This window comes from Holdemanella sp. DFI.5.55 (genome assembly GCF_020593575.1).
Classification (GTDB): domain Bacteria; phylum Bacillota_I; class Bacilli_A; order Erysipelotrichales; family Erysipelotrichaceae; genus Holdemanella; species Holdemanella hominis.
The window spans coordinates 1-21,829 of the sequence record NZ_JAJDMK010000015.1 but is presented as its reverse complement, the minus strand read 5'-3'; the positions used below and the strand labels follow the sequence as shown (position 1 = coordinate 21,829).

The following is a 21,829-nucleotide window of genomic DNA, read 5'->3' as shown; positions in this document are numbered from 1 at the left end:
GAATACTTTTAATCAAGGAGGATACAATGGCAGCTTCAAAAATTCCTGTGTGGATTAAACAATGCCTTGATCAATATGGTAACTGTGCATGTGGACGTGCAATTACTAAAAAAATTGGTAAGGATAATCTTTTACAGATTCTTGAAAACGAAGGATATCCATGTGAATTGGAAATCTTGAGTGATCAAAAAGACAAAAGTGCATATCCCAAAGATGGAACATATATTTTGACATTAAAAAATCGCCAATCATTATTGGCTGACGAAGATGAAGACGATGAATAAACATCGTCTTCCTTTTTTTATAAATTTTTAATGATTTCCTCTGTGAACTGTTCAGTTGTTGCGCTGCCACCAAGATCTGACGTTAATACACTATGTTCTTCGAACACTTTATTTAAAGCTTTACGGATTTTATTAGAAATCACATCTTGATGTAAATCATCTAACATCATACAAGCTGACAATAATAAAGCGCTTGGATTGGCAATGTGTTTGCCAGCAATATCAGGAGCACTGCCATGTACAGCTTCATACATCGCATATTCATCACCTTTATTGCAGCTAGGAAGTAATCCTAAACCGCCAATTAATCCACTCGTTAAATCGGAAACGATATCTCCATAAAGATTTGGCATGACCATCACATCAAATTGTTCGGGATGAATAACCAACTGCATACAAGTGTTATCTACAATTAAAGAATTGGCTTCAATTTGAGGATAATCCTTGGCAATATCTTCAAAAATATGAAGGAATAAACCATCACTCATTTTTAAGATGTTAGCTTTATGTACACAAGTTAATTTTTTGCGATTATGTTTTACACAATATTCAAAAGCAGCCTTGATAATTCTTGTGCTCGCTTTTTTTGTGATGATTTTATATGCATATACTGTATTCTCATCAATCTGTTCTTCTTTTCCTACATATAGATCTTCAGTGTTTTCTCTAAAAGTTACGATATCTACATTTTCAAAACGAGTAGGAATACAAGGATTCGATTTAGCTGGACGAATATTTGCCCACAAGTCATATTTGTTTCTCAAAGTGACATTCAATGAACGAAAACCTTTACCAACTGGCGTTGTGATAGGAGACTTCAATAGAATTTTATTCTTTTCGTAAGATTCAAACGCTTTTTCTGGTATATATTCTTTCGCTTCTTCATATACCTTTGCACCTACGTTAAAGAATTCATATTCTAAATCTGCTCCTGCAGCATTCAATATTTTGATTACAGCATCCGTAATTTCAGGACCAATCCCGTCCCCTTTAAAAACTGTTATTGTAGTCATTCGTTTTCCTCCATTCCTCCTACATATACATTGGCAGGTCGTATTAATTTTCGGTTTGATTGACGATTCTCTAAATGATGGCTAACCCATCCGGCTGTACGACTGATCGCGAATAGTGGTGTAAATAAGTCGTTTTCAATCCCCAGCAATGAATAAACATAGCCGGAATAATAATCAACATTGGCACATACATCGATGCCTTTTCTTTCTTTCATGACTTCAACGGCAACTTTTTCAAATGCATGGATACAATTGTAGATATCTTCTTGTCCTTTTGATTTTGCGAGCATTTCACATTGTTGCTGAATCAATAATGCACGAGGATCACTCTTCGTATAAATCGCATGTCCAATTCCATAAATTAATCCACTATGATCAAAGAAGTCTTTATCTAACAAACGATTCGCAATCTTTTTTAGTGTTAATTTATCTGTTGTAAATCCAACCTCATGGAAGATAGCTTTAAACATATTGGTAACTTTACAGTTGGCACCCCCATGCTTAGGTCCTTTTAAAGAACCAATGGCAGCCGAAATACAAGAATAGATATCTGTTCCTGTACTCGATATTACGACATTGGCAAAAGTTGAGTTGTTTCCTCCACCATGATCGGCATGAATCATTAATAAAGTATCCAAGATCCTTGCCTCTTCTAAAGTATATTGATCATTCCCTCTAGCCATACATAAGATATTTTCAGCTAGGCTTTTGTCGGGATAAGGATAGGATTTAAAGACTTTGTTGTGGGCATATGAAAATGTGAAAAGTGGAATACTCGCTAGAATGTTTAATCCTTTTATCATTCGTTCTTCTAAGTCATCTGTATCAGCGCTTGGATCTTTTGCATATAACTTCAACACTTCAATTTGAAGTGCATTTAGTATGTTTGGTGTTTCATACTGTAAGTCTACAGGCCCCATTTTAAAGTTCAATAAATAATCTTTAAATTCTTGTAACTGTTCTTCTGTTGGTAATGTGCCAAAAATCAAAAGGAATGCGACTTCTTCAAATCCAAAAATACGATCTTTAGGTTGTTTATCAACTAAATAATTGATGGGATATCCCCTGTAAATTAGTTGTCCATCAATGTTGTATTTCTTTTCATGAACAAATTTATATCCAATAACATCACAAATCTTAGTCAGACCCACCTTAACTCCCGTGCCATTATCATTTCTAAGACCAGCTTTTACACGATATCTAGAGTATAAGGAAGAATCGATATAATTGAGTTCTTCATTAGCTTGATAGATTTCTTTAAGTGTCTTCATTTTCTGAAACCTCCTTTCATGTGTTTCATATTATAACATAAACTTTCATTTTGTTACATTTTTTGTTATAATTCCAAACGGAGGATATTGTCTATGCAAAATTTAACGTATAAGATTCTAGAAAAACATTTATTAAAAGGGAAATTAGAAGCGGGGCAACCTATTGAAATCAAAATGGATCAGACTCTAACACAAGATGCCACAGGAACTATGGCTTATATGCAGTTTGAAGCTATGGGCGTAAAAAAAGTAAAAACAGAATTATCTGTCAGCTATGTGGATCACAATACATTACAGAATGGATTTATGAATGCAGATGACCATGCTTACCTTCAAAGTGTAGCTAGTAAATATGGGATTTATTTTTCAAAACCCGGAAATGGAATTTGTCACCAAGTTCATCTAGAACGTTTTGCCAAACCAGGAAAGACATTGATTGGTTCCGATTCACACACACCAACATCTTCCGCTATGGGATGTATCGCCATTGGTGCTGGAGGATTAGACGTTGCCAAAGCTATGGCAGGAATTGGTTACCGCTTAACATGCCCTAAAGTAGTCGAAGTAAAATTAACGGGTACTTTAGCACATGGTGTTTCAAGTAAAGATATTATTTTAAAATTGTTAGAATTACTAAGTGTAAAAGGCGGAGTTGGAAAAGTATTTGAGTATACCGGAGAAGGCGTTAAAAATTTAAGTGTCTACCAAAGATCTACCATCACAAATATGGGGGCAGAACTTGGTGCAACTACATCTATTTTTCCAAGTGATGAAGTAACTCGTGAATTTTTGAAGCGCCAACAAAGAGAATCAGACTACATTGCTTTAAGTGCAGACGAAGGTTGTCATTATGACGAAACAGTTGAAATCAATCTGGATGAACTTACTCCATTAGCGGCATGTCCAAATTCACCAGATGCTATAAAAAATGTTTCTGAACTAGCCGGAATGAAAGTGGACCAAGTTGCGATTGGATCATGCACTAACTCAGGTTATGAAGATTTAATGAAAGCTGCATCCATTTTAAAAGGGAAAAAGATTGCTCACAATGTAAGTCTTGTGGTTTCACCAGGATCTAGACAAGTTTTAATGAAATTAATTGAAAACGGAACACTTGCGACATTTGTATCTTGTGGAGCAAGAATTCTAGAATGTACATGTGGACCATGTATTGGTATGGGACAAAGTCCAAAGAGTGATGCAGTAAGTTTACGTACATTTAACCGTAACTTTTATGGTCGAAGCGGCACATTAAGTGCAGGCATTTATTTAGTATCACCAGAAGTAGCTGCAGCCAGCGCAATTACAGGAGTCATCACGGATCCAACCACTTTGGAATATGTGGATGAATTTGAAAAAGAACAAAGCTATATCGATGATTCATTGATCTATGCTCCAAGTAAGGATTCAGAAAATGTAGAAATTGTTCGTGGACCCAATATTAAACCACTACCAGTAAATACGCCAATGGATTCAACAATTGATAAAAAAGTTGTAATAAAATTACCAGACAATATCACAACCGATCACATTGCTCCAGCAGGAGCTAAGGTTTTACCGTATCGTTCAAATATCGAAAAATTATCCACATTTGTATTTGAAAATAATAAACCTCATTTCGATGAAGTATGTAAAGAAAATAATGGTGGAATCATTGTAGCTGGAGAAAACTATGGACAAGGATCAAGTAGAGAACATGCAGCACTTGCACCTATGTATTTAGGCATTAAAGCTGTTTTGACAAAATCATTTGCCCGTATTCACTTGGCTAATTTAGTCAACTTTGGCTTGTTGCCACTGATATTTACAGATAAATCAGATTACGATAAAATCGATGAAATGGATGAATTAAAGATAGAAATTGTAAACTCATTATATGATTCATTAGATTTGATCGTTGAAAACGTGACAAAGAATGAAACATACAAAGTACATGCACCAATTAGTCAAGAAGATATTGATATTCTTATGGTGGGTGGCGCATTAAACTACATTCGTAATCAACAATAGGGACGTTTTATCAAGCGTTCCTTTTTCTTGTGATATAATAATGAGGAAATTAGGTGAGAAAATGAAAGAAAAACAGGAACAAATTGTGATGCGTATTTCATTTTGGTCCGGTGTTGTATTTGCGCTTGCAGAACTTATCATGGCAATCTTTTCTAAATCGCAATCTGTTTTGGCAGATACAGTCTATGATTCAACTGAACTTGTCGTGATTGGATTAACGATTTATATTATTCCTTTATTTTATAAGCCGGTTACAGAAAAACATCCCTTTGGATATGCACAACTTGAAAGTATTGTGATTCTTTTGAAAGGATTTATGTTTATTGCGGTTATGATGGCTCTAATAATGAACAATGTTCAAATTATGTTGAATGGAGGGAATGATATTGACCACATGCAGGTATCTTTGTTTGAAACGATATTAACATGCTTTTCTGCACTGATTTTATTGATTTTAATGCGAATTAATAAAAAAGTAACATCTCCAACTGTAGATGTAGAAATTTATGGATGGAAAATCGATGTGTTTTCAAGTATAGGTGTATCACTTGCGTTTTTCCTATCTTCGTTTTTAGGGCACACACCACTCTCTTGTATATCTCCCTATTTTGATCAGATTGTCGCAATCGTCCTTGCCTTAGGCATGATGAAAGAACCAATTCAAATGATAGGAGAAAGTTTTCGTAGTTTGATGTTGTTGAGTCCTGATGAAAAAGAAGTCGCAAAAATCAAAAGCATATCCTCTTCTGTGTTGGATAATTATCCATATGATCCGGTATTTTATGATATTACGACAACAGGAAGAAAAATGTGGATATCCATCTATTTCACAACACGAATTGATATGATGTCGTATACCGAATTGGAAGTAGCCAATCGAGAATTGAAAATAGCACTTCAAGAAGAATATGAAGATTGTTTTGTCGAACTTGTACCCAATGTATTAGCGAATAAAGAGGAGTAATTTGGAATGGAAAATAAAATAGAATTAGTATGTCCTGAATGTAATGAAAAGTTTAATGTTGATATTTTTACGTCGATCAACGTTCAAATGGACAAAGATATGAAAAATAGAGTGTTAAGTGGAAAACTCTTTGATATGGAATGTGCACATTGCCATTCTAAATTCCATATTCCGTATCCAGTTTTATATCACGATATGGAAAAAAAGTTGTTGATTCAATTTACAGAAGAAAAAGAACTGCAACCCATTAAAAAAATCTTAGATCATGCCAATGTAGGTGAAGATTATACAGTACGAATCGTAGATAATGAGCGAGACTGGATCGAGAAGATTTTGATTTCAGATAGTGGATATGATGATCGTATTATGGAACTTTATAAACTCCTTGTACTATCTCAATATGAAGATGCTGATAATGTAAATGCTCTTTATTATTGGAATATTCAAAATTTTGAAAATCCACATTACGTTATGGTATTGGATGAAAAAGAAAGTGATAAGATGCATTTTATGCCGTTTCATGGAGGTGTCTATAAACAAGTGGAAGAAGTCTTTTTATCAGATATTAAACAAGATTATATTGTAGATGCTTCTTGGGCTGTTTCAAATACGAAGTAGGTGATTCAATGATTGAAAGCATTCATGCATGTGTAGATTTATTACACGTGGGATATCGCGTAAAAGATGCATATGATCCGATTATATTAAATGTGTATCATTGTTTACAAATGGAAAATTTGAACGATGAACAATATATGTTGCACATTGATTCCGTGTTAAATAAAAGTATTCATGATTTGAATGAAACGGAAGTATATACCTATATTACATATGTTTTTGAAAAAGAAAATTATGTTCCTTCCTTTTTAAAAAGTGTTATTGAATCTGGGGTGTTTAAAGAATTATTGTTGAGATATTTATCTTTAAAAGAATCAGATACACTTCAATGTGTTAAGTTAAATCGTAACTTATTAAGTAAGTGGCATTATGCGCACATCTCTGAAGAGGTGGCACAGAACTTGACAATCAGTGCTAATGGAAGAGTCTATCTAACAAGGTATGTTATGTCAAAAGAAGGTGTACAGGCTTTAAAAACGCAACAAGCTACGATTTCTAAAGAAGATGCCTATGCCATTTTAGAAGCGATGGCAAGTTTGGATCTAGAGACCAAAGAAGTAGAAGAAAATGGATGGCAATTAAGGATGTATAAAAATGTCGGTGGAAAGAATCGCTTAGTGAAAACAATTGTCCACGATGAAAAGAATCCAAAAGGCTTCAATGAATGGATTCGTTCTTTATTACCTTTTGAGCATCTGTTTGTGTTTGGAGGTTCCTATTATTCATGGGAAAAATAATGTAAAAATTTACATTTTAACTTGACAATTATTTTCATTAAGACTATATTATTTTCAAAGCAATGAAAAGAAATAGTAAAATAGTACTGCTTCAAGAGACTTTCTGGTTGGTGAAAAGAAAGAGTAAGGCTATTTGAACACGTCTTTGAGCTGTAAAGATGAAACTAAGTAGTTTTTAACGTATTCCTGGCGTTATCAGGTTTGAGGCTAATTTATTAGTAAAATAAGGTGGAACCACGTAAGTTAAACTTTCGTCCTTAGGACGGAAGTTTTTTTGTTTATAAGGAGGTTTGTTTACATGCAACAAATACAATTACCACAAGGAATGAAAGATACGATTTTGAATGAGTGCGAAAAGAAAAAATATCTACAAAATACTTTGGAACAGATTTTTGAATCCTTTGGATATGAAGAAATCATTACACCAACGATTGAGTATTATGAAACATATGAAAATGCATTTAAAAACATTCAAACAACAGATATGTATAAATTCTTTGACGAAAATGGAAGAATTCTAACATTAAGAACGGATATGACTGTTCCAATTGCACGTGTTTGTGCATCGAAATTTAAAGATTCAAAACCTCCGTTTCGCTATCGCTATACTTCAAATGTATTTAAAGTACGTCAAAAATTTGCAGGCAAAAGAAGCGAAGTTACAGATTGTGGCATTGAATTGATTGGATTGGATTCAAAAAGTGATGTACAAGTCTTGTGCTGTGCTTTAGAAGTCATGAAAAACTTTAAAAACTATACGCTCGAAATTGGAAATGTGAAATTTTTTCAGGCGGCTTGCAAAGTTGTTCGTTTGAGTACAGAAGAAGTCAATACTCTAGCCAATTTAATTGATAAGAAAAGCATGGTCGATCTGAAATTTTACTTGGATTCATTGTATCTCAGCGAAAAAATTGTGGATTTCTTTATGCACCTTCCGTTCCTATGTGGAGACGTGAATATATTAGATGAAGCATATACGTATTGTTTCGATGATTCATTAAAGGATGTCTTAGATTCTATGAAAGAATGTATCCAATCTTTAAAAGAATTAGGATATTTAGAAAATGTAACCGTCGATTTAGGAAAAGTTGCCCATTTGGATTACTATACCGGAATTATTTTTGAAGGATATGTTTCAGGTGTTGGAACAAGTATCTTAAGTGGTGGTCGATACGACTGCTTATTAAAGAAGTTTGGTCGTGATCTTCCAGCTTGTGGCTTTAGTGTAAAGCTAGATCCACTCATTGATTATGTGGATGTACAATCGAAAAAGAAATATAAATTGTATTATCCACAAGACAAACAGATTGAAGCTATGAAACAAGCAAAAAATTTGAGAAAAGAAGGAATTGTCATTTTAGAACCATCAACAAATGAATCTATTTATGTAGAGGAGGTACAAGCATGAGCTTATCGATTGCGCTCACAAAGGGACGTTTAGAAAAACAAACTGTTGCTATGTTAGAAGAACTTGGTTATGGAGTAGAAGCTTTAAAAGACAAAGGCCGTGCCTTGGTGTTTAAAGATTCTGTACATGACGTTCAATATTTTTTAGTGAAATCCAACGATTGTATTACCTATGTTAATCATGGTGTTGCTGATATTGGTGTTGTTGGAAAAGATACCATTTTAGAAAATGAGAATGATAACTATGAATTGTTAGATTTGAAGATTGGCAAGTGTAAATTCATTGTGGCTAGCCTACCTCAAAATCAGTTGTTTTCAAAAGTAGGACACATTAAGATTGGAACCAAATATCCTCGTGTAGCTAAACAATATTTTTTGTCCAAAGGTATGGATGTTGAAATTATTAAGATTGATGGATCTGTAGAATTAGCACCTATTTTAGGTCTATGTGACGGAATCGTAGATATTATGGAAACAGGAACAACCTTAAAAGAAAATGGTTTAGTTGTGCTAGATACAGTATGTGACATTAGTACACGTGTTATTGTGAATAAAGCGAGCTTTAAGTTAAAACACGAAGAAGTGATGAAAGTAATCAACGATTTAAGTAAGAGGGTGAATGAAGATGTTGACTAGAATTTATAAAGAAGATAAAGATGCATTGAAAGAATATTTGATGTCACGAACACAAGATTTAAGTACAGATGTCTTGGTTACAGTGTCAAATATTATTCAAGATGTAAAAGAAAATAAAGATGAGGCTTGTCTAAAATATACACAACAATTTGATAAGGTAAGCTTAGATACAATGGAAGTATCTCAAGAAGAATGGGATGCACAAATATTAAAATGTGATGATTCGTTTGTAGAAGCAATGAAACTTGCTAAAAAAAATATCGAAGATTTTCATAAACTTCAAAAACAAAATGGATATTTGTTGCAGAAAGAAAAGGGAATCTATTTAGGCCAAAGAGTACTACCTCTTGAAGCAGTAGGAATCTATGTTCCAGGAGGACGTGCACAATATCCAAGCAGTGTTTTAATGAATGCATTACCCGCAAAAATTGCCGGTGTTCAAAATGTTGTTATGGTCACTCCACCAGATAAAAATGGAACTATTCACCCTAATATTGCGTATGCGGCTAAACTTGCCGGTGTAGATAAAATCTATAAGATTGGTGGAGCTCAAGCTATTGCTGCTTTGGCCTATGGTACACAAACCATTGATCGAGTAGATAAAATCGTAGGTCCAGGAAATATTTATGTTGCAGCAGCTAAAAAATTAGTGTATGGAACGGTCGATATTGATATGATTGCAGGGCCAAGCGAAATTTTAGTTATTGCCGATGAAAAGGCGAATGCAGAATATGTAGCAGCCGATCTATTATCCCAAGCCGAACATGATCCAATGGCGAGCGCCATTTTGTTGACTACAAACGAAGAACTTTTGGATTTGGTGAATCAAGAGCTTTTAAAACAAAGTGCTGTATTACCTAAAAAAGAAATAGTGGAACAATCCCTAAAGAACTATGGTAAAGCCATTGTCTGTGATTCGATTGAAGAATGCATTTCTATTAGTAATGAAATTGCACCAGAACACTTAGAATTGATGATTCAAAATCCAATGGAACACCTACAAGAAGTAAAAAATGCAGGTAGTGTTTTCTTAGGCTACTACACATGCGAAAGCATAGGTGATTATTTTGGGGGAACAAACCATGTTTTACCAACTAGTGGAACGGCACGCTTTTCAAGTGCTTTATCCGTAGATAGTTTTATTAAAAAATCATCCTATTTGTATTATTCAAAACACGCAATCGAAGACTATGGAAAATATATTGAAACAATTGCCAGTGAAGAGCACTTACAAGCACATGCTAATGCAGCTAAAGTGAGGGTGAAATAATGAAGGGTTATCAAACACATACACAAACAGGAATTCTATTGAATGCCAATGAGGCAAGTCAAAACGTAGATGATAATGTCAAACAAGAAATTTTAGATGCGATTTCAAACCTTGCACTCAATCGATATCCAGATACAACTTGTCATGAATTACATGATTTATATGCCAATATTATGAATGTTCCATCCTCATGGATCTTATCGGGAAATGGATCGGATCAAATGTTGGGATTTTTGATTCAGTATTATGTACAAGGAAATAAAACACTGTATACATTAGCACCTGATTTTTCGATGTATGACTATTATGTAGAATTGAATCATGCAAAAATTGAAAAATTTGAAACAGCTTTAGATGGATCCTTTGATGTCGATGCATTTATTTCAAATGGGAAAGATAAAAAAGTGGATATGATCTTATTCTCAAATCCAAATAATCCGACGGGACATGCGATTTCGAAATTAGAAATGATTCAAATTTGCGAAGCCTTTTCGAATATCCCAGTCATTTTTGATGAAGCCTATATGGAGTTTGGTAATGAAAGTGCCATTGATTTATTAAAAACATATCCAATGGTTTTTGTTTGTCGAACTCTATCCAAGGCGTATGGACTTGCAGGAATTCGTTGTGGGTTTATGATTTCTTCACAAGTTGAAAAATTAGCTCCACTTTTTATTCCTTATGCACTAAGTAGTGTCACTCAAACGATAGCAAGTGTTGTATTAAGACATGCCGATGCATATAAAGCGAATATTGCGGCTATTATTTCAGAAAGAGAAAGAATATACCGAGAAGTGAAGGATTATAAAACAATTAGTTTCTATCCTTCAAATGCGAATTTCTTGTATGGAAGAACAGATAAAAAAGATATTTTAATGGATATGTTTAAAGAAAAGAACATCACAATTCGAAATTATGCGGATACTAGTTTTCGTATAACGATTGGGACAAACGAAGAAAATGAAATGGTATTAGATGTTCTAAGGAGATTTGAGTATGAGAATAGCTGAAAAAAACAGGGATACAAAAGAAACAAAAATATATGAAAAGATCAACTTAGATGGAAATGGAAATAGCGACATTGGTACAGGAATTGGTTTTTTTGATCATATGTTGACATTGTTTGCGTTTCACTCGAATTTTGATTTAGTTGTAAAAGCGGATGGCGATCTTGAAGTGTGTGATCATCATACAATAGAAGATTGTGGAATTTTATTAGGAAAATTATTTTTAGAAGCTTTAGAGGATAAAAAAGGAATTGCCCGCTATGGAAGTGTGAATCTTCCTATGGATGAAGTTTTATGTAATGTCACATTAGATATTAGTGGACGTCCTTATTTGGTTTTTAATTGCGAATTGATACGAGAAAACATTGGAACGATGTCTTGTGAAATGGTTGAAGAATTTTTTAGAGCCTTTTGTGTGGCAGCTGGGGTAACGTTACATATCAATGTGTACTATGGAAAGAATGATCATCATAAAGTAGAGGCTATATTTAAAGCATTTGGCCGTGCCTTGAAACAAGCTGTAAAAATAGAATCGGATCGTATTCCTAGTTCTAAAGGAGTAATCGAATGATTGGAATTATTGATTATGGCATGTCCAATTTATACAGCGTAAAAAATGCTTGTGACTATTTAGGCTTAGATAGTGTTGTTTCAAAAGATGTTTCTATTTTATCTAAATGCGATAAATTGATTTTACCAGGAGTTGGAGCTTTTCAAGACTGCATGCACACACTCCATTCTATGGGGCTCTATGATTTTATTGTTCAACAAGTAAATAAAGATGTTGCGCTATTGGGGATTTGTCTTGGTATGCAGGCTTTGTTTGAAACGAGTGAAGAAAATGGCTTATGCGATGGTTTTGGCTTTTTAAAAGGTCATGTTTGTCATATGGAAGATCCAAGTGTAAAAATTCCCCAAATCGGTTGGAACGTATTGGAAAGTAATCATCCTCAGGCAATATTTAAAGAAAATACGTATGTGTATTATGTCCATTCATATTATGCCAAAGATATGGATGATCAAGACTTAATTGGATATTCCATGTATGGAAGTATGAAAATACCAGGTCTTGTGATGCATGATCATATTATGGGATGTCAGTTTCATCCTGAAAAAAGTGGAGAAGATGGATTAAAAATATTGGAATATTTTGGAAAGGAGTTCTAAATGATTGTATTACCTGCAATAGATATATTAGATGGAAAACCTGTTCGTTTGTACCAAGGTGATTATGGCCAATCCAAATGTGTGGCGGATGATGTACTTGTTTGTGCTAAAAATTTTGAAGCGGCAAATGTTCGCTATTTACATGTTGTGGATTTAAACGGGGCAAAAGAAGGAAGTCGAGTTAATGAAGATTTGATTTGTGAAATTGTGAAGACATGTGATATACCCATTGAAGTGGGTGGAGGCATTCGTACGATGTCTGCTATAGATTTTTATATAGAAAATGGTATTTCAAGAGTTATTCTAGGAACTTCAGCAATTCAAGATATAGGTTTATTAAAAGATGCGGTTTCAAAATATGGTTCTAAGATTGCGGTTGGACTTGATTGTAAAGACGGATATGTATGTACGTCAGGCTGGTTGGAAACGAGCAAAGAATATTATTTGGATTTTGCAAAAAGAATGGAAGAGATTGGGGTAAAGACATTGATTTGTACAGACATTTCAAAGGATGGAACTTTACAAGGACCTAACTTTGAGATGTTAAAAGCACTTAAAAATCATGTATCATGTAACTTAATCGCATCTGGCGGTGTTCGTGATTTATCACATGTCCAAATATGTAAAGAATTAGGGTTGTATGGTGTAATTACGGGTAAGGCCATTTATGAAAAGACGTTAGATTTGAAAGAGGCGTTAAGCATATGTTGACAAAAAGAATTATACCTTGTCTAGATGTAAAAGATGGGAATGTTGTGAAGGGAATCCATTTTTTGGGTTTAAAAGAAGTGGGAGATCCTGTATCTCTGGCAAAGAAATATTATTTAGGTGGTGCTGACGAATTGGTTTTTTTGGATATTAGTGCCACAGTAGAAAAAAGAAAAACTATGGTTGATATTGTAAAGAAGGTTGCAAAAGAAATCTATATTCCTTTTACGGTTGGAGGAGGCATTTCAACGATTGAAGATGTTCGTGCCATGTTGATGGCAGGAGCCGATAAAGTAAGCTTAAATAGTGCTGCAATTCGTAATCCGGACTTAATTAAAGAGGCAAGTAAACGTTTTGGAAACCAATGTATTGTGCTTGCGGTGGATGCTAAGCGAAGAAAAGATGGTTCGGGTTGGAACGTATACATTGAAGGTGGCAGAAAAGATACGGGTATAGATTGTATTGAATGGATTTTAAAAGGTGTATCTTTAGGAGCTGGAGAAATCTTGTTAACGAGCATGGATGCGGATGGCACTAAGGATGGTTTTGATTTAGCCTTGTATGAAGCTGTATCTAAAGTGGTTCAAGTGCCAGTGATTGCGTCTGGTGGATGTGGAAAGATGGATGACTTTGTGGATGCGTTAAAAGTCAGCGATGCGGCTTTAGCAGCTAGTATTTTTCATTATGAAGAATCGAATGTTCAAAATGTGAAAAAGTATTTAAAAGAAAAAGGAGTGGCAGTTCGTATATGATGCGATTGGATTTTGAGAAACAAAATGGCTTAATTCCTTGTATTGTGCAGGATGTAGATACAAAAAAAGTATTGATGTTGGCATATATGAATGAAGAATCTTACAAAAAAACAATAGAGACAAAATTGGCAACGTATTATTCTCGTTCAAGACAAAGCTTGTGGGTCAAAGGTGAAACAAGTGGACATTATCAACATGTACAGGCAATTCGCATTGATTGCGATCAAGATACAATTTTATTAGAAGTCAAACAAGCTGGTGTGGCTTGTCATACGGGACATTATTCTTGTTTTTATAGAGATGAAAATGGAGATTGTGTAGATGAGTGAATTCGTTGATTTATATGATAGAAATCGAAAGCTTTTAAATCGTGTTGTAGATCGTAATACATATTTATTTCAACCTGGAGAATTCATGATGTATGTTTTGGCTATCTTAGAAAATGAAGAAGGAAAATTTTTGGTTACACAAAGGGCGTTGGATAAAAAATGGGCTGCTGGAGGCTGGGAAATGCCTGGTGGTGGGGCTAAGAGTAAAGAGTCAAGCTTAGATGCGATCAAGCGTGAAGTAAAAGAAGAAACAGGGCTTGATGTTATAAATGGTCATGTTGTATATTCATACTTTAATGAAGATGAAAAAAGACATGATAATTATTTTGTAGATATTTATCATTTTAAGTTTGATTTCCAATTAAGTGATGTAACCTTAAACACTCGTGAAAGTATTGATTGTAGGTGTGTGAGTCTAGATGAATTGGTTGCGATGAATAACGAGGATGAATTTTTACATTTTGAAAGAATTATGAAGGCTTTACAACAGAAAAAATAGGACTAAAATATATATGTAAGTTCTATGACTGAAACACTACCGACTACTTCCTTTATAGGTCATAGACTGACAAAAGGGTAAGCTTGCTTACCCTTTTTATATATGCTATTATTTAATTGGCAGTGTGATGAGCTGCCAAAGGGACATGCAGAGCGTGGTAAACTCTGCGAAGGAAAAGTGGATTAGAGGGTATAGATAAAATGTGGTGGTTTTATCTATACAGAATTTTGTTTGTTCAGAAGAGCATAATAATATAATGGATACAAACAAAATTCATTGTAATATTTATATGAGGATATAAATATTGCGAAAAGCGGTTTAAGGAAGTGATGAAAGCCTTAAACCTCTTTTTTTTGGAGGGTATATGAAGATTTCAAATTATTTTGCGAAAGAAAAAATGGATGATGCTTCGTTTATTCAAACATACATCGAAAAATTAAGCGATTTAACAGACGAAGATATTTGTTGGGCTAATTCAGATTTAGAAGAAGATCATGAGAAGGTGCAGTCATTATTGATGGAAATGGTGCTTTCTTTTTATGCAACAGATTTAGTAGATATGAAAGATTATGAGGCGTATCTGGTAGATAAAGAATATCAATCTATGTCATTTAAAGAGCTTCAAGCATCATTGATTCAATTATTTCATAATGATAGAGTGCATCCGGACAGCCTGATACATAATGGGATTGGAAAAAAAGAATTGTTAGAAATATTAGTCGAAATGAAAAAGCGTATGAGTCATTAATGCATCCAAGTTTGAGGACTTGGATGTTTTCTTTATACGTTGTATAATTATAAAGATGGAAAAGGAGCGTTTTGTATGAATTCAAAAAGTCCAATAGGTGTTTTTGATTCGGGATTAGGTGGAATTAGTGTTTTACATACGATGCATAGTTTACTTCCTAATGAAAATCTGATCTATTTGGGAGATAGTAAATATAATCCTTATGGGACAAAGACAAAAGAAGAAATCACAAAGCGTTGCGTTGCGATATGTGATGAATTGATATGTCATGATGTTAAGGCAATCGTCATTGCGTGCAATACGGCAACGAGTGCTTGTGTTAAGCTTCTAAGAGAAAAGTATGATGTGGATATTATTGGTATGGAACCGGCATTAAAGGTGGCATGCGATCGAGGTGAACATCAACGTATTGCGGTATGGGCAACCCAACTTACTTTGTCAGAAAAGAAGTTTGTGAATTTGATGAATCGATTTAAAGGTGAGCATCATATTATAAAGGTGCCTTGTCCAGAACTTGTAAGAATGGTTGAAGACAATAAACTTGATGATGCATATCTTGTAGAGTCTTGTTTGAAAGAGTATTTAGCAGCTAGTGACTATAAAAATCTAGATAGCATTGTATTAGGGTGTACGCATTTTCCTTTTTACACGAAATATTTGGAAAAGCTTTGTCCAAATGTTCATATTATTGAAGGAAGCGTGGGTACGACTTTACATACAAAAGATTTGTTGGAACAAAAAGGTTTGTTGAATACAAGTTGTGAAGAAGGACAAATTACATGGATGAATACAATGGATTCAAAAATTGAATTGTCAAAATGCTTATTTAAAAAATTGGAGGTAGAGTTATGAGTGAAGTAGTTTGGAATAAATATTCAAAAGAAGAATTTAATGATGTAATGAAATTTAGTGATGGATATATTGATTTCTTATCTGATTCTAAAACGGAAAGAGCTTGTGTAAAAAATGCGATCGCATTAGCGAAATCTTATGGATATCGTGATATCAAAGAGGTTATCGAAAATAAAGAGATTTTAAAAGCACAGGACAAAGTGTATGTAAATATGATGAACAAGTCGATTGCATTAATGCACATTGGTTCAAATCCATTGGAAAAAGGTATGAACATTTTAGGTGCTCATATTGACAGTCCTCGTTTGGATCTTAAACAAAATCCATTGTATGAAGATGGAAACATTGCTTATTTGGATACACACTATTATGGTGGTGTTAAAAAGTATCAATGGGTGACTTTGCCTTTGGCAATTCATGGTGTTGTTTGTTTGAAAGATGGAACAACTGTAGATGTAGCGATTGGAGATAAAGAAAGTGATCCAGTATTTGTGATTAGTGATTTATTGATTCACTTAAGTGCAGATCAATTACAGAAAAAGGCAAATGAAGTGATTGCTGGTGAAGATTTAAATGTAACTGTTGGATCTATTCCGTTAGAAAATGAAGAGAAAGATGCAGTAAAGGCCAATGTTGCTAAAATTTTAAAATCAACTTATGGCTTTGAAGAAGAAGACTTCGTTTCTGCTGAGTTAGAGGTTGTTCCTGCAGGACGTGCTAGAAGCTGTGGATTCGATTTAAGTATGGTATTAGGTTATGGACATGATGATCGTATTTGTGCGTATACAAGTTTGATGGCTCAATTAGAAGCAGAAAATGTAAAACGTACAGCTGTTTGTTTGTTAGTTGATAAAGAAGAAGTCGGATCTCAAGGTGCTACAGGTATGCACTCTATGTTCTTTGAAAACTTTGTTGCAGAAGTTATGGATTGTATGGGTGATTATTCTGCATTAAGCGTGAAACGTGCAATGATGAATTCAATTATGTTGTCAAGTGATGTAAGTGCTGCACATGATCCAATTTACGCTTCGGCATCAAGTCCAAGAAATCAAGCCGAATTTGGTAAAGGTATCGTATTCAATAAATATACAGGAGCTCGTGGAAAGAGTGGATGTAACGATGCGAATGCAGAATATATCGCATTGATTCGTCGTATTATGGATGATCACAATGTAGCTTGGCAAACAAGTGAACTTGGAAAAGTAGACCAAGGCGGTGGAGGAACAATCGCTTATATTTTGGCTAATTATGGAATGCAGGTAATTGACTGTGGTGTAGCTTTACATAATATGCATGCACCTTTTGAATTGGCAAGTAAAGCTGATATCTATGAAGCAAAAAAAGGATATGCAGCATTCTTAACATACGAAGGATAATTTATGGAACCAGTAACTTTGATTGCGACGGATTTAGATGGTACATTTTTGAATTCAAAAAAGCAAGTATCAGATTTAAATCGTGAAGCAGTATCAAAATTGAAAAATCATGGAATTTTATTTGGCATCGCATCTGGACGTCCAGTAGAGACGGTTCGTGCTATGTTGAAAAAATGGAGAATTGAAGATAGTGTTAGTTTTATCATGGGAATGAATGGTGGCGTTGTATATGATTTAAGACAACGTACTAAAGAAGAGTATCATGTTCTTGATGGTGAAGTCGTTTTAGATGTGATTCATTTTTTTGAAGATTTAGACGTTGATTTTTGGATCTTGGAAGGTGCCACACGTTATACAAATCGTACAAGTATTGAAACGCAGGAACATGCACGAATTTTTGGTGAAACAGAAATCGAAATTGATCTTGAACCATATCTAGAAAATAATACATGCAACAAACTGATTATACATTGTGATAAAGATTATATGCCGATTGTCTTAGAACGTGCTAAACAATATAAGAATGAGGCTTGTGTCGGTTTCTTAACAGCAGATAACTTATTCGAATATGTAGATCCTAGAATCAATAAAGGATATGGGATTGAAAAGGTAGCTAAGCATTTTGGGGTCAAACTTGAAAACTGTGTGGCTTTTGGGGATGAACAAAATGATAGGGAAATGCTTGAAAAAGTCGGTATGGGTGTATGTATGAAAAATGGCTCACAGGATGTTAAAGAATGCAGTGCATTTGTAAGTCCTTATACAAATGATGAAAGTGCAGTGGGTCGTTTTATTGAGGAGAATGTTTTTAAGGAGGAAATGGATGTCATACTTTGATGATGTATATTGTGGATTATGTAAAGATATTTTGGAAAATGGAGTTCAAGTACATAATCGCACTGGTATTGACACGATTAAAGTTCCAAGTGCACATTTTCATTTAGATCTATCTAAGGAATTTCCTATTTTGACGACAAAACAGTTATTTATTCGTCAAGCTGTTACAGAAATGCTTTGGATCTATCAGGCTCAAAGTAATGATGTTAGATGGCTTCAAGAAAGAAATGTTCACATTTGGGATAAATGGGAAATTAATGAGGATGGCGACTGGATTGATGAGAATACGGGAAAAGTATTAAAACATTTTGATCCTAGTTTTGCGCATACCATTGGTACGGCTTATGGATTTATTGTAAAAAAATATGATTTGATGAATAAATTGTTGAATTCATTAAAAAACGATAAGGAAGATCGTAGACGTGTTATCTCATTATGGCAGGATAGCGAATTAGATACAGCTGTACTTCCTAGTTGTGTATGGAGTTCAGAATGGGATGTGACGGATGGAAAGTTGAATATTTGGGTACACCAAAGAAGTTGTGATGTTCCATTAGGTTTGCCATTTAATGTAACGCAATATGCAGTTTTATTGATGATGGTTGCCAAGGTTACTGGACTTGAGCCAGGTACGATTGATTGGTCAATCAAAGATGCACATATTTACGTGAATCAAATTGATGGAATTAAAGAACAATTAAATCGTTATGAAACAAAAGGCTCTTTACCAGCACCTAAGTTGTGGTTGAATCCGGATATTCAAGATTTCTATGCATTTGATCCAAAGAATGACGTGAAGTTGATTGGCTATGAGCATATGGGAAAAATTAGTTTCCCTTTAGCACAATAGGAGAATTATGAAATTAACATTGATTGCGGCGATTGGTAAAAATCGTGAATTAGGAAAAAACAATGATATGATTTGGCATTTGCCTCAGGATTTGAAGTTTTTTCGTAAGCAGACTTCGGGACATACAATTGTGATGGGAAGAAAAACATTTGAAAGTCTTCCAGGTATGTTACCTAAACGTCATCATGTCGTGATTTCGCGTTCGTGTTCAGATTTGGGTGAATGTGTCGAAATGTGTTCGAGTGTTGAAGAATTTTTGAAGCGATATAAAGATGTAGATGAGGAAATCTATTGTATTGGTGGAGGCATGATTTATAGTGAGATGTTAGCTTATGCAGATAAGCTAGTGTTAACTGAGATTGATGAGCAAGCGGATGCTGAGGTTTATTTTCCTGAATTTGACAAGTCTTTGTATACAAAAACAATATTATCTGATATCGAAGAGAATGGAATTCACTATCAACATGTTGCATATACTTTAAAATAACCATTTGCAGAGAATTTTTGTGATTCTCTGCTTTTTTGTTTGGCAGATTTATTGTCAAATAAAACTAGGTTAGATACTATACAATCTTTTTGAAAGGAGAATCAACATGAGTGATACTTATTATGTTAAAACATTAGGAGGGTTGGAAATCACAAACGATAATGTAACCGTTAATATTGTCGAATTATTTGGAAAGCAGCTAGTGAATTTATTACAGGTCTTATTGTTTCACAGTGAAAAACCAGTTCAAAAAGATGAACTGATTGATATTCCTCGGCCAGAAAGTAAAAATCCATCTAGTGCATTAAAGTTCTAGATTTTTAGATTGCGTGCTGAATTGAATGAAATTGAATTCTTTAAAGACAAATAGGTTATTATAACGACATGAAAAGGGTATATTTTAAATCAGAATTTAGATTGTAATATTGATTTTGTTCAATTGGAAAAGGCGTATAACCAAATCAACGATGGTTCGGAACTTTTAGACGAAAAAGAGTTCAAGACGGCTAGAAAGATTTTCAGATCAAAGGTCGTTTCTAGGCTTCACCAAGCCAATTGCACTGGATTTTACAGAAACAAGAGATCTTTAGAAAATGTATGTGAAAACGATGATGCGCATATCTTGTTACTTATATACGGAAAAACGCTATGATGAGATGATGCTTATGAATTATCAGGCGGTTTTATTTAAATCATTTAATGAAGGTTTACATTACTATTATATGAAAGGCTTAGTGGCTACACGTAATTATCGTGAAGCGTTGAAGTATTATGATGAATTGAATGATATTTTCTTATCTGAACTAGGTACGGGTTTATCGAAACGTTTTAAACAATTGTACGATATCATTATTGCTGATCATGCCAAAGAAGAAAGTAAAGATATGGAAACAATCATGCGTGAGCTTTCAAGCCATGATCAACAAAACCAAGGCTTCTTCTGTTCGTATGAAATTTTCAAGTATTTCTATGAATTGTTGTTAAAAATGTCTATTCGTAATGAACAAAATTATTATTTGATTATGTTACAGTTTTCAGATGGTACTTTGGATTATGAAAAGATTGGTTTAGATTTTGATGGTGTGAAGCGATTGGTAGGTTCTTGTTTAAGAAGCAATGACTTGTTTACTCGTACAAGTGAAACGCAACTGCTGCTTCTAGTGGATTGTCAAACCGAAGAGAATGCGCACTTGATTATTCAGCGTATTTCAAATAAGTTCTATAGTGTTTGATGTCAGCTTGTTTAATAGATCGTATGATTAAGACAAGAAGTTGTCATATTATTACGATTGAGGATCTAATTGAATTCTTGCATTCGCAAAAAGTCAATTGTATCCCAACGAGAGGTATATCATGATACAACAAGTGATTTAAATGCATTAAAATCGGCATTGCGTGAGGCACCTGAAGTTATTTTATTGGGCGAAATACGCAATGAAGAAACAGTTTCTACAGCGCTTTCCGCGGCTGAAACCGGACATTTAATTCTATCTGCGTTACATACTGTAGGAGCTGTAAATACAATTGATTGTATTATTGATATGTTTCAAGATCATCAAGATCAAGTGCGTTCGCAATTATCAATGATTTTAGAGGCTACATTAGTGAGCAATTAATTCCAGGAAAAGATGGAGAATTGATTCCTGTGTTTTAAATTATGCTGGTCAATCCTGCGATTCGTTCGCAGATTCGTGAGAATAAGATTCATCAGATTTAGAATACAATGATTTCGAATCGACAGAACAGTATGGTTATGATGGATGATGCGATCTATGACTTGTATCAACAAGGTAAAATAACAAAAGATATTGCGATTCAGTATAGTCTGCATCCGGATCGTATGAAAACGAGAGTGCAATAAAGAATGAAAAGTTACATTTCGCTCTTTTTTTCTTTCAATAATATTACATAAGGTATATAATTTGACTATTGTTGTAAACGGGGAGGATTTGTATGGTGCGCCAGTTCGGTGCAGTTGATTTAGTTAGGTGAAACTCCTAACCTGGT

27 protein-coding genes and 1 other annotated feature are annotated in these 21,829 nt (G+C 34.2%); of the genes, 25 read left to right on the top strand and 2 right to left on the bottom strand.

Going from position 1 to position 21,829, the window contains the following annotated elements; genetic code table 11:
- The first annotated feature begins 26 nt into the window (after nucleotides 1-26).
- On the top strand, nucleotides 27-284 hold the full coding sequence (locus tag LJE08_RS05185; protein WP_227402597.1) for a hypothetical protein: 258 nt from the start codon (nucleotides 27-29) through the stop codon (nucleotides 282-284).
- Between the two features lie 17 nt (nucleotides 285-301).
- Here the strand turns inward: LJE08_RS05185 and LJE08_RS05180 are convergent, their stop codons facing one another.
- Nucleotides 302-1,297, bottom strand: a complete 996-nt coding sequence (locus LJE08_RS05180) for an isocitrate/isopropylmalate dehydrogenase family protein (protein WP_227402596.1) — start codon at nucleotides 1,295-1,297, stop codon at nucleotides 302-304.
- The gene (locus LJE08_RS05175; protein ID WP_227402595.1) at nucleotides 1,294-2,568 is read right to left on the bottom strand and encodes a citrate synthase; all 1,275 of its coding nucleotides are present in this window, start codon (nucleotides 2,566-2,568) and stop codon (nucleotides 1,294-1,296) included. Before LJE08_RS05175 ends, LJE08_RS05180 begins: the two co-directional genes overlap by 4 nt.
- A 93-nt stretch (nucleotides 2,569-2,661) precedes the next feature.
- Here LJE08_RS05175 and LJE08_RS05170 point away from each other — a divergent pair, with 93 nt between their 5' ends.
- The 24 genes from LJE08_RS05170 to LJE08_RS05055 all read left to right on the top strand — a co-directional run bounded on the left by LJE08_RS05170 (nucleotide 2,662) and on the right by LJE08_RS05055 (nucleotide 21,683).
- A complete protein-coding gene (locus LJE08_RS05170; protein ID WP_227402594.1) occupies nucleotides 2,662-4,578 on the top strand; it encodes an aconitate hydratase in 1,917 nt (638 codons plus the stop codon).
- Between the two features lie 61 nt (nucleotides 4,579-4,639).
- Nucleotides 4,640-5,542: a cation transporter gene (locus tag LJE08_RS05165; protein WP_186998625.1), complete on the top strand. Its 903-nt coding sequence runs from the start codon at nucleotides 4,640-4,642 to the stop codon at nucleotides 5,540-5,542.
- A 6-nt stretch (nucleotides 5,543-5,548) separates the two neighbouring features.
- Entirely contained in the window at nucleotides 5,549-6,160 is a 612-nt protein-coding gene (locus LJE08_RS05160; RefSeq protein ID WP_227402593.1) for a CpXC domain-containing protein, read from the top strand.
- 8 nt (nucleotides 6,161-6,168) lie between these two features.
- Nucleotides 6,169-6,897: a hypothetical protein gene (locus LJE08_RS05155; RefSeq protein WP_117924016.1), complete on the top strand. Its 729-nt coding sequence runs from the start codon at nucleotides 6,169-6,171 to the stop codon at nucleotides 6,895-6,897.
- 53 nt (nucleotides 6,898-6,950) lie between these two features.
- Nucleotides 6,951-7,159, top strand: a binding site (T-box leader).
- Nucleotides 7,160-7,195: 36 nt separating this feature from the next.
- Nucleotides 7,196-8,305: an ATP phosphoribosyltransferase regulatory subunit gene (gene hisZ / locus LJE08_RS05150; protein WP_117924017.1), complete on the top strand. Its 1,110-nt coding sequence runs from the start codon at nucleotides 7,196-7,198 to the stop codon at nucleotides 8,303-8,305.
- Nucleotides 8,302-8,940, top strand: coding sequence for an ATP phosphoribosyltransferase (hisG, locus tag LJE08_RS05145; RefSeq protein ID WP_117924019.1), 639 nt, complete (start codon nucleotides 8,302-8,304; stop codon nucleotides 8,938-8,940). The genes hisZ and hisG overlap by 4 nt, the downstream gene beginning before the upstream one ends.
- Nucleotides 8,930-10,210, top strand: a complete 1,281-nt coding sequence (gene hisD, locus LJE08_RS05140; RefSeq protein WP_227402592.1) for a histidinol dehydrogenase — start codon at nucleotides 8,930-8,932, stop codon at nucleotides 10,208-10,210. The genes hisG and hisD overlap by 11 nt, the downstream gene beginning before the upstream one ends.
- Entirely contained in the window at nucleotides 10,210-11,220 is a 1,011-nt protein-coding gene (locus tag LJE08_RS05135) for a histidinol-phosphate transaminase (protein ID WP_117924021.1), read from the top strand. The genes hisD and LJE08_RS05135 overlap by 1 nt, the downstream gene beginning before the upstream one ends.
- The gene (gene hisB, locus LJE08_RS05130) at nucleotides 11,207-11,788 is read left to right on the top strand and encodes an imidazoleglycerol-phosphate dehydratase HisB (RefSeq protein WP_117924023.1); all 582 of its coding nucleotides are present in this window, start codon (nucleotides 11,207-11,209) and stop codon (nucleotides 11,786-11,788) included. The genes LJE08_RS05135 and hisB overlap by 14 nt, the downstream gene beginning before the upstream one ends.
- Nucleotides 11,785-12,384 carry an imidazole glycerol phosphate synthase subunit HisH gene (hisH, locus tag LJE08_RS05125; RefSeq protein WP_117924025.1) on the top strand — a complete coding sequence of 200 codons (600 nt, stop codon included), beginning with the start codon at nucleotides 11,785-11,787 and terminating at the stop codon, nucleotides 12,382-12,384. Before hisB ends, hisH begins: the two co-directional genes overlap by 4 nt.
- The gene (hisA, locus tag LJE08_RS05120) at nucleotides 12,385-13,095 is read left to right on the top strand and encodes a 1-(5-phosphoribosyl)-5-[(5-phosphoribosylamino)methylideneamino]imidazole-4-carboxamide isomerase (protein ID WP_227402591.1); all 711 of its coding nucleotides are present in this window, start codon (nucleotides 12,385-12,387) and stop codon (nucleotides 13,093-13,095) included.
- The gene (gene hisF, locus LJE08_RS05115) at nucleotides 13,089-13,844 is read left to right on the top strand and encodes an imidazole glycerol phosphate synthase subunit HisF (RefSeq protein ID WP_186998618.1); all 756 of its coding nucleotides are present in this window, start codon (nucleotides 13,089-13,091) and stop codon (nucleotides 13,842-13,844) included. The genes hisA and hisF overlap by 7 nt, the downstream gene beginning before the upstream one ends.
- Nucleotides 13,841-14,173 carry a phosphoribosyl-AMP cyclohydrolase gene (gene hisI, locus LJE08_RS05110; RefSeq protein WP_227402590.1) on the top strand — a complete coding sequence of 111 codons (333 nt, stop codon included), beginning with the start codon at nucleotides 13,841-13,843 and terminating at the stop codon, nucleotides 14,171-14,173. Before hisF ends, hisI begins: the two co-directional genes overlap by 4 nt.
- Nucleotides 14,166-14,672, top strand: a complete 507-nt coding sequence (locus tag LJE08_RS05105; protein WP_227402589.1) for an NUDIX domain-containing protein — start codon at nucleotides 14,166-14,168, stop codon at nucleotides 14,670-14,672. Before hisI ends, LJE08_RS05105 begins: the two co-directional genes overlap by 8 nt.
- Before the next feature lie 364 nt (nucleotides 14,673-15,036).
- Nucleotides 15,037-15,420 carry a hypothetical protein gene (locus tag LJE08_RS05100; protein ID WP_117924042.1) on the top strand — a complete coding sequence of 128 codons (384 nt, stop codon included), beginning with the start codon at nucleotides 15,037-15,039 and terminating at the stop codon, nucleotides 15,418-15,420.
- Between the two features lie 75 nt (nucleotides 15,421-15,495).
- Nucleotides 15,496-16,272, top strand: coding sequence for a glutamate racemase (gene murI, locus LJE08_RS05095; protein WP_227402588.1), 777 nt, complete (start codon nucleotides 15,496-15,498; stop codon nucleotides 16,270-16,272).
- Nucleotides 16,269-17,648 (top strand): aminopeptidase, encoded by a 1,380-nt coding sequence (locus tag LJE08_RS05090; RefSeq protein ID WP_217256038.1) that lies wholly within the window; start codon nucleotides 16,269-16,271, stop codon nucleotides 17,646-17,648. Before murI ends, LJE08_RS05090 begins: the two co-directional genes overlap by 4 nt.
- Before the next feature lie 3 nt (nucleotides 17,649-17,651).
- Nucleotides 17,652-18,485, top strand: coding sequence for a Cof-type HAD-IIB family hydrolase (locus LJE08_RS05085; protein WP_117924049.1), 834 nt, complete (start codon nucleotides 17,652-17,654; stop codon nucleotides 18,483-18,485).
- On the top strand, nucleotides 18,472-19,335 hold the full coding sequence (gene thyA / locus LJE08_RS05080) for a thymidylate synthase (RefSeq protein WP_117924051.1): 864 nt from the start codon (nucleotides 18,472-18,474) through the stop codon (nucleotides 19,333-19,335). The genes LJE08_RS05085 and thyA overlap by 14 nt, the downstream gene beginning before the upstream one ends.
- Nucleotides 19,336-19,342: 7 nt before the next feature.
- Complete coding sequence (locus LJE08_RS05075; protein WP_117924054.1) at nucleotides 19,343-19,822, top strand: dihydrofolate reductase; 480 nt, start codon at nucleotides 19,343-19,345, stop codon at nucleotides 19,820-19,822.
- A gap of 106 nt (nucleotides 19,823-19,928) precedes the next feature.
- Nucleotides 19,929-20,138, top strand: a complete 210-nt coding sequence (locus LJE08_RS05070) for a hypothetical protein (protein WP_117924056.1) — start codon at nucleotides 19,929-19,931, stop codon at nucleotides 20,136-20,138.
- 277 nt (nucleotides 20,139-20,415) lie between these two features.
- On the top strand, nucleotides 20,416-21,054 hold the full coding sequence (locus LJE08_RS05065) for a BTAD domain-containing putative transcriptional regulator (protein ID WP_227402587.1): 639 nt from the start codon (nucleotides 20,416-20,418) through the stop codon (nucleotides 21,052-21,054).
- A 69-nt stretch (nucleotides 21,055-21,123) separates the two neighbouring features.
- On the top strand, nucleotides 21,124-21,438 hold the full coding sequence (locus LJE08_RS05060; RefSeq protein ID WP_227402586.1) for an ATPase, T2SS/T4P/T4SS family: 315 nt from the start codon (nucleotides 21,124-21,126) through the stop codon (nucleotides 21,436-21,438).
- 107 nt (nucleotides 21,439-21,545) lie between these two features.
- Nucleotides 21,546-21,683: a hypothetical protein gene (locus LJE08_RS05055; RefSeq protein ID WP_227402585.1), complete on the top strand. Its 138-nt coding sequence runs from the start codon at nucleotides 21,546-21,548 to the stop codon at nucleotides 21,681-21,683.
- The last annotated feature ends 146 nt before the right edge of the window (nucleotides 21,684-21,829 follow it).

What these genes read in the sequence shown, in the direction of transcription:
- LJE08_RS05185 (WP_227402597.1), top strand. Translation starts at nt 27, where the DNA reads ATGGCAGCTTCAAAAATTCCTGTGTGGATTAAACAATGCCTTGATCAA.
- LJE08_RS05180 (WP_227402596.1), bottom strand. Translation starts at nt 1,297, where the DNA reads ATGACTACAATAACAGTTTTTAAAGGGGACGGGATTGGTCCTGAAATT.
- LJE08_RS05175 (WP_227402595.1), bottom strand. Translation starts at nt 2,568, where the DNA reads ATGAAGACACTTAAAGAAATCTATCAAGCTAATGAAGAACTCAATTAT.
- LJE08_RS05170 (WP_227402594.1), top strand. Translation starts at nt 2,662, where the DNA reads ATGCAAAATTTAACGTATAAGATTCTAGAAAAACATTTATTAAAAGGG.
- LJE08_RS05165 (WP_186998625.1), top strand. Translation starts at nt 4,640, where the DNA reads ATGAAAGAAAAACAGGAACAAATTGTGATGCGTATTTCATTTTGGTCC.
- LJE08_RS05160 (WP_227402593.1), top strand. Translation starts at nt 5,549, where the DNA reads ATGGAAAATAAAATAGAATTAGTATGTCCTGAATGTAATGAAAAGTTT.
- LJE08_RS05155 (WP_117924016.1), top strand. Translation starts at nt 6,169, where the DNA reads ATGATTGAAAGCATTCATGCATGTGTAGATTTATTACACGTGGGATAT.
- hisZ (WP_117924017.1), top strand. Translation starts at nt 7,196, where the DNA reads ATGCAACAAATACAATTACCACAAGGAATGAAAGATACGATTTTGAAT.
- hisG (WP_117924019.1), top strand. Translation starts at nt 8,302, where the DNA reads ATGAGCTTATCGATTGCGCTCACAAAGGGACGTTTAGAAAAACAAACT.
- hisD (WP_227402592.1), top strand. Translation starts at nt 8,930, where the DNA reads ATGTTGACTAGAATTTATAAAGAAGATAAAGATGCATTGAAAGAATAT.
- LJE08_RS05135 (WP_117924021.1), top strand. Translation starts at nt 10,210, where the DNA reads ATGAAGGGTTATCAAACACATACACAAACAGGAATTCTATTGAATGCC.
- hisB (WP_117924023.1), top strand. Translation starts at nt 11,207, where the DNA reads ATGAGAATAGCTGAAAAAAACAGGGATACAAAAGAAACAAAAATATAT.
- hisH (WP_117924025.1), top strand. Translation starts at nt 11,785, where the DNA reads ATGATTGGAATTATTGATTATGGCATGTCCAATTTATACAGCGTAAAA.
- hisA (WP_227402591.1), top strand. Translation starts at nt 12,385, where the DNA reads ATGATTGTATTACCTGCAATAGATATATTAGATGGAAAACCTGTTCGT.
- hisF (WP_186998618.1), top strand. Translation starts at nt 13,089, where the DNA reads ATGTTGACAAAAAGAATTATACCTTGTCTAGATGTAAAAGATGGGAAT.
- hisI (WP_227402590.1), top strand. Translation starts at nt 13,841, where the DNA reads ATGATGCGATTGGATTTTGAGAAACAAAATGGCTTAATTCCTTGTATT.
- LJE08_RS05105 (WP_227402589.1), top strand. Translation starts at nt 14,166, where the DNA reads ATGAGTGAATTCGTTGATTTATATGATAGAAATCGAAAGCTTTTAAAT.
- LJE08_RS05100 (WP_117924042.1), top strand. Translation starts at nt 15,037, where the DNA reads ATGAAGATTTCAAATTATTTTGCGAAAGAAAAAATGGATGATGCTTCG.
- murI (WP_227402588.1), top strand. Translation starts at nt 15,496, where the DNA reads ATGAATTCAAAAAGTCCAATAGGTGTTTTTGATTCGGGATTAGGTGGA.
- LJE08_RS05090 (WP_217256038.1), top strand. Translation starts at nt 16,269, where the DNA reads ATGAGTGAAGTAGTTTGGAATAAATATTCAAAAGAAGAATTTAATGAT.
- LJE08_RS05085 (WP_117924049.1), top strand. Translation starts at nt 17,652, where the DNA reads ATGGAACCAGTAACTTTGATTGCGACGGATTTAGATGGTACATTTTTG.
- thyA (WP_117924051.1), top strand. Translation starts at nt 18,472, where the DNA reads ATGTCATACTTTGATGATGTATATTGTGGATTATGTAAAGATATTTTG.
- LJE08_RS05075 (WP_117924054.1), top strand. Translation starts at nt 19,343, where the DNA reads ATGAAATTAACATTGATTGCGGCGATTGGTAAAAATCGTGAATTAGGA.
- LJE08_RS05070 (WP_117924056.1), top strand. Translation starts at nt 19,929, where the DNA reads ATGAGTGATACTTATTATGTTAAAACATTAGGAGGGTTGGAAATCACA.
- LJE08_RS05065 (WP_227402587.1), top strand. Translation starts at nt 20,416, where the DNA reads ATGTATGTGAAAACGATGATGCGCATATCTTGTTACTTATATACGGAA.
- LJE08_RS05055 (WP_227402585.1), top strand. Translation starts at nt 21,546, where the DNA reads ATGATTTCGAATCGACAGAACAGTATGGTTATGATGGATGATGCGATC.